Origin of the sequence: Luteimicrobium album, assembly GCF_030161555.1 — a bacterium.
Lineage (GTDB): Bacteria > Actinomycetota > Actinomycetes > Actinomycetales > Cellulomonadaceae > Luteimicrobium > Luteimicrobium album.
Genome location: NZ_BSUK01000001.1, coordinates 203061 through 219673 on the forward strand (window position 1 = coordinate 203061; position 16613 = coordinate 219673).

Genomic DNA, 16613 nt, shown 5'->3' on the forward strand with positions numbered 1-16613 from the left:
CCCCGAAGAGATCAGCGCACGACCCGCGCGCCCCCACCCCCGACGAGCCGCTTCACCTCGGCGAGCGTCGCCATGGAGGTGTCTCCCGGCGTCGTCATGGCGAGGGCGCCGTGCGCGGCGCCGTACTCGACGGCGTCGGCGACGGATCCGAGCTCCATGAGCGCGTACGCGAGGCCGGAGGCGAAGGAGTCGCCGCCGCCCACGCGGTCGAGGATCTCGAGGTCGGGCCGGTGGGTGGCTTCGGCGAAGCCTTCGCGCCGGGACCAGGCGATGGCCCCCAGTCGTTGCGGGTCGCACTGCGGACGGAGCGGAGGGTGGTGGCGATGACCTGGAAGTTCGGGTAGGCCTCGGCGGCGCGACCGATCATGGCGCGGAAGGCGCCGGTGTCGAGGTCGGTGAGGTTCTCGTCGACGCCTTCGACCTCGAGGCCGAGGGATGCGGTGAAGTCCTCTTCGTTGCCGATCATGACGTCGACGTGCCGGGCGAGCCGGGTGTTGACCTCCTGCGCGCGGGCGGGTCCGCCGATGCCGGCCCACAGGGAGGGCCGGTAGTTGAGGTCGTAGGACACGATCGTGCCGTGCCGGCGGGCGGCGGCCATGGCGGCTTCGGCGACGTCGGCGGTGGACTCGGAGAGGGCGGCGAAGATGCCGCCGGTGTGGAACCAGCGCACGCCTTGGGAGAAGAGGGCGTCCCAGTCGACGTCGCCGGGCTGCATGGCGGCGATCGCGGTGTGGCCGCGGTCCGAGACGCCGACGGCGCCGCGGACCCCGTAGCCGCGCTCGGTGAAGTTGAGGCCGTTGCGGACGGTGCGGCCGATGCCGTCGTAGGGCAGCCACCGCACCCAGGAGGTGTCGAGGCCGCCGGTGAGCATGAGGTCTTCGACGAGACGCCCGACCTCGTTGTCGGCGAGCGCGGTGACGACGGCGCCGCGGAGCCCGAAGCAGCGGCGCAGCCCGCGTGCGACGTTGTACTCGCCGCCGCCTTCCCAGACGTCGAACCGGCGGGCGGTGCGGATGCGGCGCTCGCCGGGGTCGAGGCGGAGCATGACCTCGCCGAGGGCGACGACGTCGTAGCGGCAGTCGGCGGCGGGGCGGACGTCGAGGGCGGTCATCGGTTCTCTCCGGTGGTCTGCGCGAGGGTGACGGCTTCGGCGGTGCGGCGGGTGATCTCGGCCCAGTCGCCGGCGGTGACGAGGGCCTTGTCGACCATCCAGGACCCGCCGACGGCGAGGACGGACCGCTGCGCGAGGTAGTCGGGGGCGCTGGCGGCGGTGATGCCGCCGGTGGGCACGAAGCGGAGGTCGGGGAACGGGGCGGCGAGGGCCTTGACGGCGGCGACGCCGCCGAGGACGCCTGCGGGGAAGAGCTTGACGACGTCGAGGCCGAGGTCGAGCGCGGCGATGATGTCGGTGGGGGTGGCGACGCCGGGGACGATCGGGACGCCGTGCTCGTGGGCCCGTTCGACGACGGCGCGCGAGAGCCCGGGCGAGACGAGGAACCGCGCCCCGGCGGTGACGGCGTCGTCGACCTGCTTGACGTTGACGACGGTCCCGGCGCCGACGAGGACGTCGGGGAGCTGGTCGGCGACGGCGGCGACGGCGGCGCGCGCGCCGGCGGTGCGGAACGTGATCTCGGCGACGGGGAGCCCGCCGGCGACGAGCGCGCGGGTCACGGCGACGCCGTCGTCGGGGCTGTCGACGACGACCACGGGCACCACGCGGGTGATGCCGACGGCGTCGAGGACGAAGTCGCGGGCTGCGGCGAGGTGGTCGGGCGCGGTGGAAGCGCCGGGGGCGGTGGTCATGGACGGATCCGTCCTGCTCGGCTATCGCGTCGCGACGCGGCACGTCGTGATAGCGTTTCGTCAGAGTGAACGCGCGTTCCGCGTTGCGAATCGCACCTTACACCGGAGGCCCCGTGGAAGCCCAGGCCAGCCCGCTGCCCGCGGTCGACAAGGCGCTGCGCGCGCTCGAGCTCCTGTCCGACGCCGGTCCCGCCGGGCTGCCGCTCGGCGCCCTCGCCGAGGCGCTCGGCCTGCACAAGTCGTCGGTCCACCGCACGCTCGCCGCCCTCGCGCACCGCGGCTACGTCGACCGCTCCACCGACGGCGCGTACCGCCTCGGCGCCGCCGCGCTCGCGCTCGGCGCCACCTGGGCACCGGCGGAGCACCTGCCGGCGCTCGTCCACCCCGCGCTCGTCGCGCTGTGCGAGGCCAGCGAGGAGCTCGTCCACCTCGGCGTGCTCGTCGGCGCCGACGTGCTCTACCTCGACAAGGTCGAGCCCGAGCGGCCGGTGCGCGTGTGGTCGGCGGTCGGGCGCCGCCGTCCGGCGGCCCGCACCGCGCTCGGCCGCGCTCTGCTCGCCCTCGGCCCCGAGCCCGCGTCCGACGCCGCCCCCGCCGACGCCGCCGCGATCGCCCGTGCGCGGGAGACGGGCTACGCCGTCGAGCGTGAGGAGAACGAGCCCGGCATCGCGTGCGTGGGGCTCGCCCTCGTACGCGCCGGCGCGCCCGTGGGCGCGCTCAGCGTGACCGTCCCGGCGGAGCGGATGAGCGCGGAACGCCCGGCCGAGCTCGCCCGGCTCGCGCGCGCTGTCGTGCCTCCGCTGCTGCCCCCGGGGCTCGCGCTCGCCACCACCCCCTGAGCCCGCGGCGCCGGGCGACCCGCCGCCGGACCCCGCGCGCGGGGGTCGCCCCATGGGACAGAATGGGGCGCGTGACGGTGCTCCTCGCGTACAACCTGACCCCTCAAGGCGACGCGGCCCTGCGCGTCGCGGTCGACGAGGCCCAGCGCCGTGGCACCACCCTCACCCTCCTGACGCTCAGCGTCCCCGGCGCCGACCGCTCGGACGGCGTCGACCCCGAGGACGAGCTCGCCCACGCGCGCGAGCAGCTTCCCGCGGGCCTCGCCGACGCACCCGTGCTGCGCCGCGACCCCGACGTCCTGCCGGCAGAGGCGATCCTCGACGCCGTCGACCAGGTCTCCCCGAGGTCGTCGTGCTGGGCGCCCGCAAGCGGCCCGACGTCGGGACGTTCCTGCTCGGCACCACCACGCAGCGCGTGCTGCTCGACGCGCCGGTCCCGGTGCTCGTCGTCAAGGGCCCGCGCTAGCCCCGGCGCTCAGGCGCTCACGACCTCGATCGTGTTCGCCCACGGGTCCTCGAACCGCAAGGCCGTGCCGTCGTGACGCGTGGCGACCCCCGCGTGCTGCAGGCGGTCCGCGAGCGCCGTGACGGCGTCGTCGGACGGGAGCCGGACGGCCACCGTGCCCAGGCCGAGCGTGGACGCGCGCGGCCCGGCGCCCCGCGACTGCCACGTGTTGGCGGCGAGGTGGTGGTGGTACCCGCCCGCCGAGACGAACAGCGCGCCCGGGACGCGCGCGGTCTCCTCGAACCCGAGCGTCCCGACGTAGAAGCCGCGGGCGGCGTCGACGTCGCCGACCTTGAGGTGCACGTGCCCGACGACGGCGCCGGGCGCGCGAATTTCGGTTACCGCCTCCTCCTCGCGGAGGTGGCGGGCGAGGAACTCGTTCGGGTCGAGGTGGAGCGTGTCCATGCGGACCTCGCGGCGGCCGTCGGCCTGCTGGTCCCAGGACCACCGGTCGCGGGGGCGGTCGTGGTAGAGCTCGACGCCGTTGCCCTCGGGGTCGGTGAAGTAGAAGGCCTCGGAGACCAGGTGGTCCGCGGAGCCGATGAACGTTCCAGGGGCCGTGCGCGCGGCGGACGCGAGGGCGTGCGCGAGAGCCGGGGCGTCGTCGAACAGGACGGCGGTGTGGAAGAGCCCCGCGTCGCCGCGGCGCGCGAGAGGCAGCCCGGGCTCGCGGCGCAGCACGACGACGGGCACGCCGCCGCGCCCGAGGACGACGGTCTCGCGCCGGGTCGCGCCGGTGCCGCCCGCCCCCAGCGCCTCCGGCGAGGCGAGCTCGTCGGGGACGGTGCCGTCGTCGAGCACGTCGAGGGACAGGGCGTCGCGGTAGTAGCGGGTCATGAGGTCGAGGTCGCGGACGAGCAGGGTGACGGCGGCCATCGAGGTGGCTGCGGGCAGCAGGTCGGCGGCGGTCGGGGTGGGCACAGCTTCCTCCAGAGGCTTAGTTGTTCCTACAACCTTCTGCGAGGTTCCCGCATTCCCGGGCCCCGTCGTGTGACGATCCCACCATGGACCCGAGCGAGCCCACGGTGCCGCGCCGCCGCGTGAGCACCGCTGTCGTCGTCGCCCTCGCCGCGCTGCTGGCCGCGGTGATCGCGATCCCCGTGCTCGTCGCGGTCTCTCTGCGCCCGGCCGACGGCGACCGGCTCGCGCGCGACCTCGCGGACCGCGTCGTCGTGGGCATCGCCGACGACGTCGCGACCGACGGCCGAGCCGCCGACGCCGAGCGGCTCGCCCAGGAGGCCACGACCGACCCCCGCCTGCCCAGCGACGTCCCCGACGCGACCTACGAGGTCGCGCCCCTCGCATGGTCCGGGCGGACCGACGACGCCGACGGGGCGCGCGTCGACCTCACGGTCGCCGTGGACGTGCCCGGCACGTCGGCCACGGCCGTCTTCGGGAAGAGCCGGTCCGCGGGCTCGACCCGTGCCTGCTGGCGGCTCGTCGTGCACCCTGGCCAGGACGTCGCCGACCACCACCGCATCGCGTGTCCCGACGGGACGCCCACGGCCACGCCGTCCCCCGCGCCGCTGCCGACGTTTCCTGCGACCACGGAGCGCGACGTCCGGGCCGCCCTCGAGGCGCTGCCGGCCGAGGTGAGCGGGCCCGCCGCGCAGGACGCGCTCGCCGCTCGCTTCGCGGCACCGCTCACGGTCCGGGTCGCGCGCGAGGGCGACGAGCTCGTCGCCGCGGTCGGCCTGACGACGACCCTGGACTGCGTCGTCGGGGTGCGGGCGGGCGACGGCACCGCCCGGACGTTCACGGGCTTCGACCGCGCGCTCCTCGCGCCGGGCGAGGTGGGCTGCGCGCCGAGCCTGTACCTCGCGCCCGTGACGACGCACTGAACGGCGCTCACGCGGACGGCGACACCCACGGGCGCGGCGGCAGCGCGGCCGGGAGCGCCTCGACGCCCGGCGAGCACAGCGACGACCGCTCGCCGAAGAACCGGAGCACCGCGGTCCCCAGCAGCGCGGCGATCAGCGACCCCGCGAGGATCCCGACCTTGGCCTGGGCCTTCGTGGCCTCGTCCGTGAACGCGATGTCCGTGACGAACAGGGAGATCGTGAAGCCGATCCCGCACAGGATCGCGCCGCCCAGGAGGTGGCCGTAGCGCACGCGACCTGGCAGCACGCCGACCCCGGTGCGCAGCGCGACGAACGACGCCCCGAACACACCGACGAGGTTTCCGGCCACGAGCGCGATCGCGATCCCCAGCGCCACCCGGGAGTGCAGCGCGTCCTGCAGCGCCGCGCCGTCGAGCCGCACGCCGGCGTTGGCGAGCGCGAAGATCGGCACGATCACGAACCCGGACCACGGGTGCAGGACGCGCTGCAGCCGCTCGTTCACGGGCACCGCGGCGCGCCCCGCGAGCTCGGCCTGGTGCTCGCGCTCCGCCGTCGTCTCGAGCTCGAACAGCCGGACGAACCGCGCGACGTCCTGGACCTGGCGGCGGCGCGGGGCCGCCGTCGGGACGAGCAGGCCGAGGACGACGCCCGCGAGGGTCGGCTCGACGCCCGACGCGTGCACCGCGAACCACAGGGCGATCCCCGCCACCACGTACGGCAGGAGCTGCCAGACGCCGAGCCACCGGAGCACCAGGACGGCGACGGCGATCCCCGCCGCGACGAGCAGCGGCACCACGTGCACCGACGGCGTGTAGACGACCGCCATCACGGTGATCGCGCCGATGTCGTCGACGACGGCCAGCGTCAGCAGGAACAGGCGGAGCTGGTCCGGGCAGCGCGGGCCGAACAGCGCGAGGATCCCGATGAGGAACGCGGTGTCCGTCGACATCACGGCGCCCCAGCCGTGCACGTCGCCCGTGCCGTGCGTGAACGCGACGAACACGAGCGCGGGGACGGCGAGGCCCGCGAGCGCCCCGAGCGCGGGCACCGCGACGGTCCGCCGGTCGCGCAGCTCGCCCGTCGAGACCTCGCGCGCGATCTCGAGCGCGATGACCAGGAAGAACACCACCATGAGGCCGTCGTTGACCCACTCGCCGACCGTGAGGTCGAGCCGCATGTCGCCGACGTGCGCCCCGGCCTCCGTGGACCAGAAGGACCGGTAGCCCGACGGCCACGCGTTCGCCCAGGCGAGCGCCGCGACCGTCGCGGCGAGCAGGAGCGCCGCGCCGCCGGCCTCGGTCGCGAGGAAGCGGCGCAGGCTCGGCGCCACGGGGCGGATCTGCACGCGCAGCGGGGGCCCGGCCGCGGCGGGGTGAGCGAGAGCGCGAGGGGTTCGGACATGCGGTGCGGACCTCCGGGACTTGTCAGAACGTGGCGGGGGTAGAGCGTGGCGAGCTTCTGACAGGTCGCACGCGCCGGCTCAGCGCGCGACGGCCTTGGTGAGCTTGAGCGCCTCGACGGCGGCGCGCAGGCGGTCCCGGGTCACCCGCCCCTCGAACCGCACCCCGTTGACGAACAGCGCGGGCGTCCCGGCGACCTGGTGCGCGAGCCCGTCGGCGTAGTCGGCCTCGACGACGTCGCCGTACTGCTGCGCGGTCTCCCCGACGACGCACTCGTCGCCCACCCCGACCTGGCGTGCCAGGGCGACGAGGCCGGCGTCGGACAGGTCGTCCTGGTGGGCGAACAGCGCGTCGTGCATCTCCCAGAACCGCCCCTGGCTGCTCGCGGCCTCGGACGCGAGCGCGGCCGTGAGCGCGTACGGGTGCACCTCGAACAGCGGGAAGTGGCGCCACACCAGCCGGACGTGCCCGTTCGACGACTCGACGAGCTCGTCGAGCACGGGGGCGGCGTCGCGGCAGAACGGGCACTGGAAGTCCCCGAACTCGACGATCGTCACGGGGGCGTCGGGGTTGCCGCGCACGTGCGGCTGGAGCGGGACGAGAGCGTCGCGGTGACCCATGGCCCCATCCTCCGCCCTGGCAGCCCGCCGGCGCAGCCGTGTTCGCCCTCAGCGGGTGCCCACGATCCGGCCGCGGGCACGAGTGGTACGGACAGGTGGGTACCCTCGGACCCGTGATGTCGAACGACGTAGAACGCGGACATGCCCGGGACGAGATGCCCGAGCCGCTGCGCGCGGACGTCCGGCTGCTGGGCGAGATGCTCGGCACCGTGCTCCGCGAGTGGGGCGGCCAGGACCTCCTGGACGACGTCGAGCGCCTCCGGGCGCTGACCATCCAGGCGGCGTCGGAGAACGGCACGTCGACCTCCATCGAGCAGGCCGAGGAGCTCATCGCAGGCTTCTCGCCGCAGCGCGCCGAGGACGTGGCGAAGGCGTTCACCGCCTACTTCCACCTCGTGAACCTCGCGGAGGAGAACCACCGCGTGCGGGTGCTGCGCCAGCGCGAGGCGGGGCTGTCCCCGACGGAGGCCCGCGCCGAGGACTCGCTCCCGGCCGCGTACGCGCAGCTCGTGAGCGAGGTCGGGCCCGGGGAGGCTGCCCGCCGCCTCAAGGCGCTCGAGTTCCGCCCGGTCCTCACGGCCCACCCCACCGAGGCCCGACGACGCGCGGTCGCCGCCTGCATCCGTCGCATCACGGTCCTCATGGAGCGGCGCGAGCTCGAGCAGCTCGGCGGGGTCGCGCTCGCCGACAACACGCGCCGGCTGCTGTCGGAGGTCGACGAGCTGTGGCGCACCGCGCCCCTGCGCACGAGCAAGCCGTCCCCGCTCGACGAGGTCCGGACCGCGATGGGCGTGTTCGACGAGACCCTGTTCACGGCGTTCCCGCAGGTCTACCGCCGCCTCGACGGTTGGGTGAACGGCGACCGGGCCGGCGCGGAGCCGCCCGCCGTCGAGCCGTTCGTCAAGCTCGGGTCGTGGATCGGCGCCGACCGCGACGGCAACCCGAACGTCACCGCGGACATCACGCGCGAGGCCGCGGCGATCGCGAACGAGCACGTGCTGCACGCCTACCAGAACGTGGCGGTGCGCATCGGCCGCGCGACGACGGTCGACGCGGCGACGACCCCGCCGTCCGACGCGCTGGTCGCCCAGCTCGCCCGGTTCCGCGAGCTCGACCCGGCCCTGGCCGACGAGGTCGAGGCCCGCTCCCCCGACGAGCCGCACCGCCAGGCGATCCTCGTGGTCGCGCGGCGCCTCGCCGCAACGCTCGCCGACGAGTCCCCGCTCGCGTACGGCACGGCGGACGAGCTCCTCGCCGAGCTCGTCACCGTGCAGGAGTCGCTCGTGGCCGCGGGTGCGTACCGCGTGGCGTACGGCGACCTGCAGGACTTCGTGTGGCAGGTCCGCACGTTCGGCTTCCACCTCGCGGAGCTCGAGGTGCGCCAGCACTCTCAGGTGCACCGCGAGACGCTCGCCGAGATCGAGAAGGTCCTGGCCGACGGCGGCCGCACCCCGAGGGCGGCGTCGACGAGTCGCTGCTGAGCGACCGCAGCCGCGAGGTGCTGGCCGTCTTCCGGGCCATCGTGGACGTCCAGGCGCGCTACGGCCTGCTGGCCAGCCGCCGGTACATCGTGTCGTTCACGCAGAGCTCCGCCGACCTCGCGAACGTGTACACGCTCGCGGAGCACGCCGTCGGGCCGGACGGCACGCCGCCGGTCATCGACGTGATCCCGCTGTTCGAGACGTTCGCGGACCTCGAGGCGAGCCCGCGCATCCTCGGCGAGATCATCCACGACCCGCGCGTCGAGAAGCGCCTCGCGCAGACCGACCGCCGCATGGAGGTCATGCTCGCGTACTCCGACTCCTCCAAGGACGTCGGCCCGGTCTCCGCGACCCTCGAGCTGTACACCGCGCAGAGCCGGATCGTGGCGTGGGCCGAGGAGAACCACATCGAGCTCACGCTGTTCCACGGCCGCGGCGGCGCCGTCGGGCGTGGCGGCGGCCCCGCGAACCGCGCGGTCCTCGCGCAGCCCCGGGCTCGGTCGAGGGCCGGTTCAAGCTCACCGAGCAGGGCGAGGTCATCGCGGCCCGCTACGGCAACCCGGTGATCGCCGTCCGGCACATCGAGCAGGTCGCCGCCGCGACCTGCTGCACGACGCGCCGTCGATCGAGCAGCGCAACGCCGGCGCAGCCGAGCGCTTCGCGGAGCTCGCGCGGGGCCTCGACGAGGTCTCCCGGGCACGGTTCTTCGAGCTCGTGAAGTCCGACGGCTTCCCGCAGTGGTTCGCGCGCGTCACGCCGCAGGAGGAGGTCGGGCTCCTGCCGCTCGGCTCGCGTCCCGCCAAGCGCGGCCTGTCGGTCAACTCGCTCGACGACCTCCGCGCGATCCCGTGGGTGTTCGCGTGGACCCAGGCACGCATCAACCTCACCGCGTGGTTCGGGCTCGGCAGCGCGCTCGCGGGCGTCGGCGACCTCGAGCTGCTGCGCACCGCGTACCGCGAGTGGCCTCTGTTCGCGACGATGATCGACAACATCGAGATGTCGCTCGCGAAGACGGACACCCGGATCGCGCGCCGGTACCTGGCGCTCGGCGACCGCGACGACCTGGCGGAGCTCGTGCTGAACGAGCTCGAGCTCACCAAGGAATGGGTTCTCAAGGTCACGGACAAGGACCGCGTGCTCGCGAACCTCCGCGTGCTCGGGCGGGCCGTCCAGCTCCGCAGCCCCTACGTCGACGCGCTGTCGCTGCTCCAGCTCCGCGCCCTGCGCGCGCTGCGGGCCGGCGACCTGCCCGCCGACGAGGTCGCGACCCAGCAGCGCCTGCTGCTCCTCACGCTCAACGGCGTGGCCGCGGGCGTCCAGAACACCGGCTGACCCGGGCGACCGGGGCGCCCGCGCCGGCCCGCCGACGACGACGGCGCCGCTCCCCGGATGGGGGCGCGCCGTCGTCGTCCGCGAGGTAGTACGGCCGCCGTACTACTTCGCGGAAAGGCGGTCAGGTGAGCTCGACCTGACGCTCGTCGCCGTCCTCGAACGCGATGCGCTCGACGGGCAGCTCGCCGCCGTCGACGAGCCCCCGCCACCACCCGATGTTCACGGCGTCGCGCTGGTACGCGGACCCCGGCACCTGGCTCATCCAGTCGGCGTGCGAGGCGATCGCGGTCCGGTACTCCTGGGCGGGCGCGTGCGGCGCCTCGAGCCCGGCGAGCACGCGCCGCCAGTGCCCGCGCCCCCGCCGGAACCGGGGGTGGCGGTGCAGCGCGCTGAACAGGTTGAGCGTCCCGAACAGCGCGCCGGGACCGGGGTGGCTGAGGAAGCGCGCCTCGGGCTCGACCTGCGCCTCGATCCGGTCCGGATCCACGACGAGCCCGGCCGCGACCGCCTCGCCCACCATCCAGCGCAGCGCGACGTCGGACAGCCCGCGGTGCGCGGTCCCGCCGCCGACCTCGCTGTGCGAGCCCGGGAACCAGACCTGCTTGACCCGGCCGGGCGGCTCGTCGACGGGCACCTCCCACAGGCTGGGCTCGAACTTGATCCGCCGGTCGTCGATCGACAGGGCCTGCCGCGCGCACCGGACCGACGGCGAGAGCGTCACGTCGTGGAACTTCGCCTTGCGCAGGAACGGCAGCGGCACGCCGAGCGCGCCGACCGTGTCGAAAACGCCGAGGAACGTGACCGGCGTGCTGTCGTAGCAGCTCGCGGCCTTGAACGCGGCCCGCCGCTCGGCGCCGGCAGGCCCGTAGTCGCGGTACGCCTGCTCGGCCTTGGCGAGCCCGTCCCGCAGCAGGGCCTCGGGCCGCAGCAGCCCGACCGACGCGATCATCCCCGCGACCGACCGCGCCGTGTACGCGCCGCGCGAGAACCCGAACACGAAGATCTCGTCGCCCGGGTCGTAGTTCATGGCGATGACGCGGTACCCGTCGACGACGTTCGTCGTGATCCCGTACCCCCACGCCCCACCGAGGATCTTGTCCGCGAGGTAGCCGCGCGCGCCCACCCCGCCGATGTAGAAGACCATCTGCTGCACGCCGTCGACGGGCTTGTCCGTGCGGATCGACCGCGCGATCTTCTCGATGTTGGACACGCTCGGGTTCACCGGCGAACCCCACGTGCCGTCGCAGCACACCACGAGCCGTTTCATCGCGTCCTCCCAGGCCCGACCGCCCCATCCAGGATGGTGCCTTGTCGGGACGGAGGGCGGGGCGGCGCGCCGTGATACGCGCGCGGTCCTCAGGCGACGACGACGTCCGCCCGGTTCTCCCCGGGCGTCACCTCGATCGTGGCTCCGTCCACCGCGTACCGCCCGGCGAAGCCCCGCACGTCGACCGTTCCGGCGTCGTCGGTGCGCACCGTCGTGGGCGGCACCCACCACCGTCCGCGGACGAGGCTGCGGAGCGCGTCGTAGGCGGGCTTCGGCGTGCCGTCCCGCCGCACGAGTCCGGACGGCGCGCCGAGCCACGCGGTCGCGTCGGTCATGCCCCAGTAGGTGAGCGACTCGACGGCCGGGTGGGCGAACACGGTCTCGTAGTGCGCCACGACCTCCCGGGCCTGCCGCTCCTCGCCCTCGGGCGTGGACGGCCAGTCGTCCACCTGGAAGTCGTTGAGATCGACGATCTCCGGTGGCATGAGCTCGCCGGACACGAGCGACGTCTCGGTGAGCTGCAGCGGCAGCCCGAAGCGCGCGAAGCGGTCGAGGATCCCCTGGACGGCCGCCGCCCCGCGGAACCCCTGGTGCATGTGGGTCTGCAGGCCGAGCGCGTCGATGCGGATCCCGGCCTCGAGGCAGTCCTCGATCAGGTGCTCGTAGTCCTCCGACAGGTCGAAGTCGTTGAGCACCAGCCGGGCCGCAGGGTTGGCGGCGCGGGCGGTGCCGAACGCGAGCCGGACCGTCTCGACCCGGCCGCGCGACCGCGCGAGCCGCGTGACCGCGTTGTCCTCCTTGTCGAAGACCGGCAGGATCACGACCTCGTTGATCGCGTCCCACAGGTCGACGAGCCCGGCGAACGCCGTGACGTCCCGCGTGATGCGACGCCTGATCGCGTCCTCGACCTCGGCGCCGGACCGGCCGAGCAGCCAGCGCGGCGCGAGCGTGTGCCAGACGAGTGGGTGCCCCTTGACCGTCACCCCGTGCTCGACGAACCACCGCGCGGCCCGCAGCATCCGCTCCGTGTCCGGCTCCCCCTCACTGGGCTCGAACCGCGCCCAGTAGAACGGCAGGGTCGCGGTGTCGAAGAGCCCGAGCCACTGCGCGACGACGGTCGCGGCCGCGGCGTCCTGCGCCGGACCGTCCGTGTCCCCGACGCCCGCGAGGTGCAGGAGGTCGGCGCCCGTGCAGCCGAAGCCGAACGCGTGCGACTCCTGCGCGACGGTCACCAGCTCGCCGGCCCGCGGGCGCCCGGCCGCGTCGAGGACGCGCAGACGCGTCGTCCCGACCCGGTGGGCGTACCGCGCGTCGGACGCGCCCTCCGCCTCGACGGACGTCACCGGACCTCCGCCGTCGTCCAGCGCGGCGAGGCCACACCGACGCGGTGCACGTCGCCCACGAGGCGGGTGCGTGCCTGCACGTCGCGCTCGGCGCTCGTGCCGACCCACACGTCGAGCTCGCCCGGTTCGACGACCCGCTCGAGGTCGCGCCCCGCGAACGCGAGCCGCGTCGTCGGGACGCGCAGCTCGACGACCGCCGACTCGCCCGGCTCCAGGTGCACCCGCCGGTACCCGAGGAGCTGGGCGACCGGCCGCGTGACCGACGCGACGAGGTCACGCCCGTAGAGCTGCACGACGTCGTCGCCCGCCCGGTCGCCCGCGTTGGTGACACGGACGCGCACGTCGAGGACGCCGTCGGTCGGAGTCTCGGCGTCGACCTCGAGGTCGGAGTGCACGAAGGTCGTGTACGACAGCCCGTACCCGAACGGGGCGGGCGAGGTGGTCGCGAGGTTGCTGACCTCGTCGCCCTCCCCGAGCGCCGGGTGCAGGTACGAGTACGGCTGGGCGCCCGCGGACCGCGGCAGGCTCACAGGCATCCGTCCCGACGGGTTGACGTCGCCCGTGAGCACGCGCGCGACGGCGGCGCCGCCCTCCTCGCCCGGGAAGAACGTCTGCACGACGGCGGCGCAGCGCTCGAGCGCCCAGCCCACCGCGTACGGGCGACCGGTGAGCAGCACGAGCACGACGGGCGTCCCCGTGGCGAGGACCTCCTCGACGAGCGCCCGCTGGACTCCCGGCAGCTCGAGGTCGTCGGTGTCGCAGCCCTCGCCCGAGGTGCCACGGCCGAACAGCCCGGCCTGGTCGCCCACGACGACCACCGCCACCTCGGCGTCGCGCGCGGCGGCGACGGCCTCCGCGAAGCCCGACCGGTCGTCGTCGTCGACCCGGCAGCCGGCGGCGACGAGGAGCTCGGTCCCGTCGAGCTGCTCGCGCAGCGCCTCGAGCACCGTGGGCGCCGCGATGAGCGGGTCCGTCCCGGGGTGCTGCGGCAGCACGTGGTTGACGAACGAGTAGCAGCCGAACAGCGCCTCCGCGCGGTCCGCGTTGGGCCCGACGACGGCGACGCGCGTGGGCGCGGTCCGTCCCGGACCCGTCAGGGGCAGGACGTCGTCGTTCGCGAGCAGGACGACCGACTCCTCGGCGAGGCGCAGCGCGAGCGCCCGGTGCTCGGGCGGGTCGAGGTCGATCGGGGCCGCGCCGTCCGCACCGTCGAGGGAGTCGGCGAACCCGTCGTCGAGCAGCCCCAGCTCCTCCTTCTGGCGCAGGACCCGCAGGACGGCGACGTCGACGAGCTCCTCGGGCACCGTGCCCGAGCGCACCTGCCCGGCCAGGGGCCCGACGTACGCGTCCCCGGTCGGGAGCTCGACGTCGACGCCCGCCTCGAGGGCGAGCCGCGCCGCCTCACCGAGCGAGTCGGCGACGTGGTGCAGGTGGTGCAGGAACGCCACGCCGTAGTAGTCGGCGACGACCGTGCCGTCGAAGCCCCACCGGTCGCGCAGGAGGTCGGTGAGCAGGCCGCGGTCGGAGGCCACGGGCACGCCGTCGATCTCGGTGTAGGCGTGCATGACGGACCGGACGCCGCCGTCGAGCACCGCCATCTCGAAGGGCGGCAGCAGCACGTCGGCGAGCTCGCGCGGGCCGACGTGCACGGGCGCGAAGTTGCGGCCCGACTGCGACGCGGAGTAGCCGACGAAGTGCTTGAGCGTCGCGTGCACGCCGGCGGACTGCAGCCCGCGCACGTACGACGTCCCCACGGTGCCGACGAGGTACGGGTCCTCGGCGATGCACTCCTCGACGCGGCCCCACCGGGGGTCGCGGACGACGTCGAGCACGGGCGCGAGACCCTGGTGGATCCCCAGCCGTCGCATCGAGTCGCCGATGGCGGCGCCCATCCGCTCGACCAGCTCGGGGTCGAACGACGCACCCCACGCGACCGGCGTCGGGAACGTGGTCGCGCCCCACGCGGAGAGTCCCGTGAGGCACTCCTCGTGAACGATCGCCGGGATCCCGAGCCGCGTGTGCCGGACGAGCCGGCGCTGGAAGGTGCGCAGCCACGTGGCGCGCTCGGCCGCGTCGACGGGGCGCGTGCCGTAGGCCCGCGTGAGGTGGCCGAGCCCGTCGCGTGCGAAGTCGTCGAGCCCGGTCGGCGCGTCGAACTCGCCCTGCAGCGGCGCGACCGCCTCGCCGTCCTCCTTCTCCCAGAAGCCCACGATCTGGGAGAGCTTCTCCTCGAGGGTCATGCGCGCGAGCAGGTCGCGAGCGCGCCCCTGGCCCGGGGCGGTGGTGTCGCTCATCCCTTCACCGCCCCCTGCAGGCCGCCGACGATGCGGCGCTCGAACAGGGAGAAGAACACGAGGGCCGGGATCATCGACAGCGACGTGAACGCGAGCACCTTGGCGGTGTCCTGGGAGTACTGCGACGAGAACGCCTGGACGCCGAGCGGCAGCGTGTACTTGCCCTGGTCGTTGAGGATGAACAGCGGCAGGATGTAGGAGTTCCAGCTCGCGACGAACGCGAGGATCCCTGTGGTGAGCACACCCGGGAGCGAGAGCCGCAGGACCATCCGGAAGAAGAACCCGAGCCGGCCGCACCCGTCGAGCCAGGCCGCCTCCTCGATCTCCTCCGGGATGGCCCGGAGGAACGGCACGAGGATGATGATCGTCGTCGGCAGCGCGAACGCGATCTGCGGCAGGATCACGCCCGCGAGGTTGTTGATGAGCCCGATGTTCTTGATCAGGATGTACAGCGGCGTGATCGCGACCGTGATCGGGAACATGAGGCCCGCCGCGAAGAGCGAGTACATGGCGCCGCGGCCGCGGAACCGGTACCGCGCCAGCACATAGCTGGCCATCACACCCAGCACGACGACGCCCACGGTGGTCACGAGCGCCACGAGGGTCGAGTTGCCGAGCTGCTGCCAGAACACCGAGCTCTTGAGCACCTCGGTGTAGTTGGAGACCACCCACGGGGCCGGCAGGCCGGAGGGGCTCTCGGTGATCTGCGAGTTCGTGCGGAAGCCGCCGAGGACGATGTAGGCGACGGGTGCGAGCGTGATCGCGACCAGGACGAGGGCGATGAAGTACGTGGTCGGGCTACCCCATGCGCTCTTCTTGTTCGTGCGGACGGGGGCCTCGGGCGCGTCCCGGTAGGCGAGGGGTGGGGCCGTGGTGGCAGCCATCACGTGCTCCTTCCGGTCAGGGCGCCCTCGGTGTCGCGACGGAGCACGAACCGCTGGTAGACGAGCGCGACGATCAGCGAGATGAGGAAGAGCACGACGGCGACCGCGGAGCCGTAGCCGAAGCTTCCGGCGTTGCGGCCGTACTGGACCATGTAAGTGGCCATCGTCGAGACGCCCGCCGTGCCGGCCACGTACTGGCCCCAGATGATGTAGACGAGGTCGAAGAGCTGCAGCGAGCCGATGATCGACAGGAACGCCCAGATCCGGATGGTCGGGCCGAGCAGCGGGAGCGTGATGCGCCGCTGCGTCTGCCAGTAGCTCGCGCCGTCGAGCGAGGCCGCCTCGTAGAGCTCCTCGGGGATGTTCTGCAGGCCGGCCATGAAGAGGATCACGGCGAAGCCGATGTACTTCCACGTCAGGATCGCCATGAGCGACCAGAGCGCGATGTCCGGGTTGGAGAGCCACTCCGCCTGGAGGTGCCCCAGGCCGATCTTCTGCAGGAGGTCGTTGACGGCGCCGTCGGTCTGGAGCATGGGGCTCCACCCGGTGCCGGCGATGACCTCGGAGACCACCCACGGCACGAAGATCAGGACGCGGATGAGGGAGCGGCCGCGGATCTTGCGGTTGAGCAGGAGCGCGAGCAGGATCCCGACCGGCCCCTGGATGATCAGGGACAGGACGAGGATGAAGCCGTTGTGCAGGAGCGCCGAGTGGAACTCGGGATCCGTGAGGATGATGACGTAGTTGTGGAAGCCGACGAAGTCGGTGGGGGCACCGAAGCCCTTCCACTTGTAGAAGCCGTAGTAGGCGGCGAGGACGACCGGCAGGATCACGAAGCCCACGAACACGACGATCGCCGGGCCGGACAGCACCGTGATCTCGAGTCGCTGCCGCCAGCCGATGCCTCGGCGGCGGGGCGGGGACGGCGCGCGGCGCGCGCCGTCCCCGGTGGAGGAGTGATCCGCGGTCGGAGCCTGCAGGTTCCCGACCGAAGACTCGCTCAT

General features: G+C 73.9%; 12 protein-coding genes and 2 pseudogenes. 4 read left to right on the forward strand and 10 right to left on the reverse strand.

The window, feature by feature from the left end:
• Positions 1 to 11 precede the first annotated feature (11 nt).
• Positions 12 to 1111: pseudogene (locus QQK45_RS01135) on the reverse strand (PfkB family carbohydrate kinase).
• Positions 1108 to 1803 (reverse strand): bifunctional 4-hydroxy-2-oxoglutarate aldolase/2-dehydro-3-deoxy-phosphogluconate aldolase, encoded by a 696-nt coding sequence (gene eda, locus QQK45_RS01140; protein WP_284291493.1) that lies wholly within the window; start codon positions 1801 to 1803, stop codon positions 1108 to 1110. The pseudogene QQK45_RS01135 and the gene eda overlap by 4 nt, the downstream one beginning before the upstream one ends.
• 113 nt (positions 1804 to 1916) lie before the next feature.
• Between eda and QQK45_RS01145 the strand changes: the two genes are divergently transcribed.
• Positions 1917 to 2642, forward strand: coding sequence for an IclR family transcriptional regulator (locus QQK45_RS01145; protein WP_284291495.1), 726 nt, complete (start codon positions 1917 to 1919; stop codon positions 2640 to 2642).
• Between the two features lie 52 nt (positions 2643 to 2694).
• On the forward strand, positions 2695 to 3108 hold the full coding sequence (locus QQK45_RS01150; RefSeq protein WP_284291498.1) for a universal stress protein: 414 nt from the start codon (positions 2695 to 2697) through the stop codon (positions 3106 to 3108).
• A 9-nt stretch (positions 3109 to 3117) separates the two neighbouring features.
• Here QQK45_RS01150 and QQK45_RS01155 read toward each other — a convergent pair whose 3' ends face one another.
• Entirely contained in the window at positions 3118 to 4023 is a 906-nt protein-coding gene (locus tag QQK45_RS01155; RefSeq protein ID WP_284294895.1) for a VOC family protein, read from the reverse strand.
• Between the two features lie 128 nt (positions 4024 to 4151).
• Here QQK45_RS01155 and QQK45_RS01160 point away from each other — a divergent pair, with 128 nt between their 5' ends.
• The gene (locus tag QQK45_RS01160; protein WP_284291500.1) at positions 4152 to 4988 is read left to right on the forward strand and encodes a hypothetical protein; all 837 of its coding nucleotides are present in this window, start codon (positions 4152 to 4154) and stop codon (positions 4986 to 4988) included.
• Between the two features lie 7 nt (positions 4989 to 4995).
• On the opposite strand, the gene nhaA is transcribed toward QQK45_RS01160, so the two are convergent.
• Both nhaA and QQK45_RS01170 read right to left on the reverse strand, forming a co-directional pair.
• Entirely contained in the window at positions 4996 to 6333 is a 1338-nt protein-coding gene (gene nhaA / locus QQK45_RS01165; RefSeq protein ID WP_284291502.1) for a Na+/H+ antiporter NhaA, read from the reverse strand.
• Between the two features lie 135 nt (positions 6334 to 6468).
• Positions 6469 to 7008 carry a DsbA family protein gene (locus QQK45_RS01170; RefSeq protein WP_284291505.1) on the reverse strand — a complete coding sequence of 180 codons (540 nt, stop codon included), beginning with the start codon at positions 7006 to 7008 and terminating at the stop codon, positions 6469 to 6471.
• A gap of 116 nt (positions 7009 to 7124) precedes the next feature.
• Between QQK45_RS01170 and QQK45_RS01175 the strand changes: the two are divergent.
• Positions 7125 to 9821: pseudogene (locus tag QQK45_RS01175) on the forward strand (phosphoenolpyruvate carboxylase).
• Positions 9822 to 9942: 121 nt separating this feature from the next.
• On the opposite strand, the gene QQK45_RS01180 reads toward QQK45_RS01175, so the two are convergent.
• The 5 genes from QQK45_RS01180 to QQK45_RS01200 all read right to left on the reverse strand — a co-directional run bounded on the left by QQK45_RS01180 (position 9943) and on the right by QQK45_RS01200 (position 16613).
• Positions 9943 to 11088, reverse strand: coding sequence for a T6SS phospholipase effector Tle1-like catalytic domain-containing protein (locus QQK45_RS01180; protein WP_284291507.1), 1146 nt, complete (start codon positions 11086 to 11088; stop codon positions 9943 to 9945).
• A gap of 89 nt (positions 11089 to 11177) precedes the next feature.
• Entirely contained in the window at positions 11178 to 12431 is a 1254-nt protein-coding gene (locus tag QQK45_RS01185) for an endo-1,4-beta-xylanase (protein ID WP_284291509.1), read from the reverse strand.
• Positions 12428 to 14725 (reverse strand): beta-xylosidase/alpha-l-arabinosidase, encoded by a 2298-nt coding sequence (locus QQK45_RS01190; protein ID WP_284291511.1) that lies wholly within the window; start codon positions 14723 to 14725, stop codon positions 12428 to 12430. Before QQK45_RS01190 ends, QQK45_RS01185 begins: the two co-directional genes overlap by 4 nt.
• Positions 14722 to 15609: a carbohydrate ABC transporter permease gene (locus tag QQK45_RS01195; RefSeq protein WP_284291513.1), complete on the reverse strand. Its 888-nt coding sequence runs from the start codon at positions 15607 to 15609 to the stop codon at positions 14722 to 14724. The genes QQK45_RS01190 and QQK45_RS01195 overlap by 4 nt, the downstream gene beginning before the upstream one ends.
• Positions 15609 to 16613: a carbohydrate ABC transporter permease gene (locus tag QQK45_RS01200; protein WP_284291515.1), complete on the reverse strand. Its 1005-nt coding sequence runs from the start codon at positions 16611 to 16613 to the stop codon at positions 15609 to 15611. The genes QQK45_RS01195 and QQK45_RS01200 overlap by 1 nt, the downstream gene beginning before the upstream one ends.

Excerpts from the sequence above, each read along its gene's own strand:
- eda (WP_284291493.1), bottom strand. The coding sequence starts at position 1,803 with ATGACCACCGCCCCCGGCGCTTCCACCGCGCCCGACCACCTCGCCGCA.
- QQK45_RS01150 (WP_284291498.1), top strand. The coding sequence starts at position 2,695 with ATGGGACAGAATGGGGCGCGTGACGGTGCTCCTCGCGTACAACCTGAC.
- QQK45_RS01155 (WP_284294895.1), bottom strand. The coding sequence starts at position 4,023 with ATGGCCGCCGTCACCCTGCTCGTCCGCGACCTCGACCTCATGACCCGC.
- QQK45_RS01160 (WP_284291500.1), top strand. The coding sequence starts at position 4,152 with ATGGACCCGAGCGAGCCCACGGTGCCGCGCCGCCGCGTGAGCACCGCT.
- QQK45_RS01170 (WP_284291505.1), bottom strand. The coding sequence starts at position 7,008 with ATGGGTCACCGCGACGCTCTCGTCCCGCTCCAGCCGCACGTGCGCGGC.
- QQK45_RS01180 (WP_284291507.1), bottom strand. The coding sequence starts at position 11,088 with ATGAAACGGCTCGTGGTGTGCTGCGACGGCACGTGGGGTTCGCCGGTG.
- QQK45_RS01190 (WP_284291511.1), bottom strand. The coding sequence starts at position 14,725 with ATGAGCGACACCACCGCCCCGGGCCAGGGGCGCGCTCGCGACCTGCTC.
- QQK45_RS01195 (WP_284291513.1), bottom strand. The coding sequence starts at position 15,609 with ATGGCTGCCACCACGGCCCCACCCCTCGCCTACCGGGACGCGCCCGAG.
- QQK45_RS01200 (WP_284291515.1), bottom strand. The coding sequence starts at position 16,613 with ATGAGCGAGTCTTCGGTCGGGAACCTGCAGGCTCCGACCGCGGATCAC.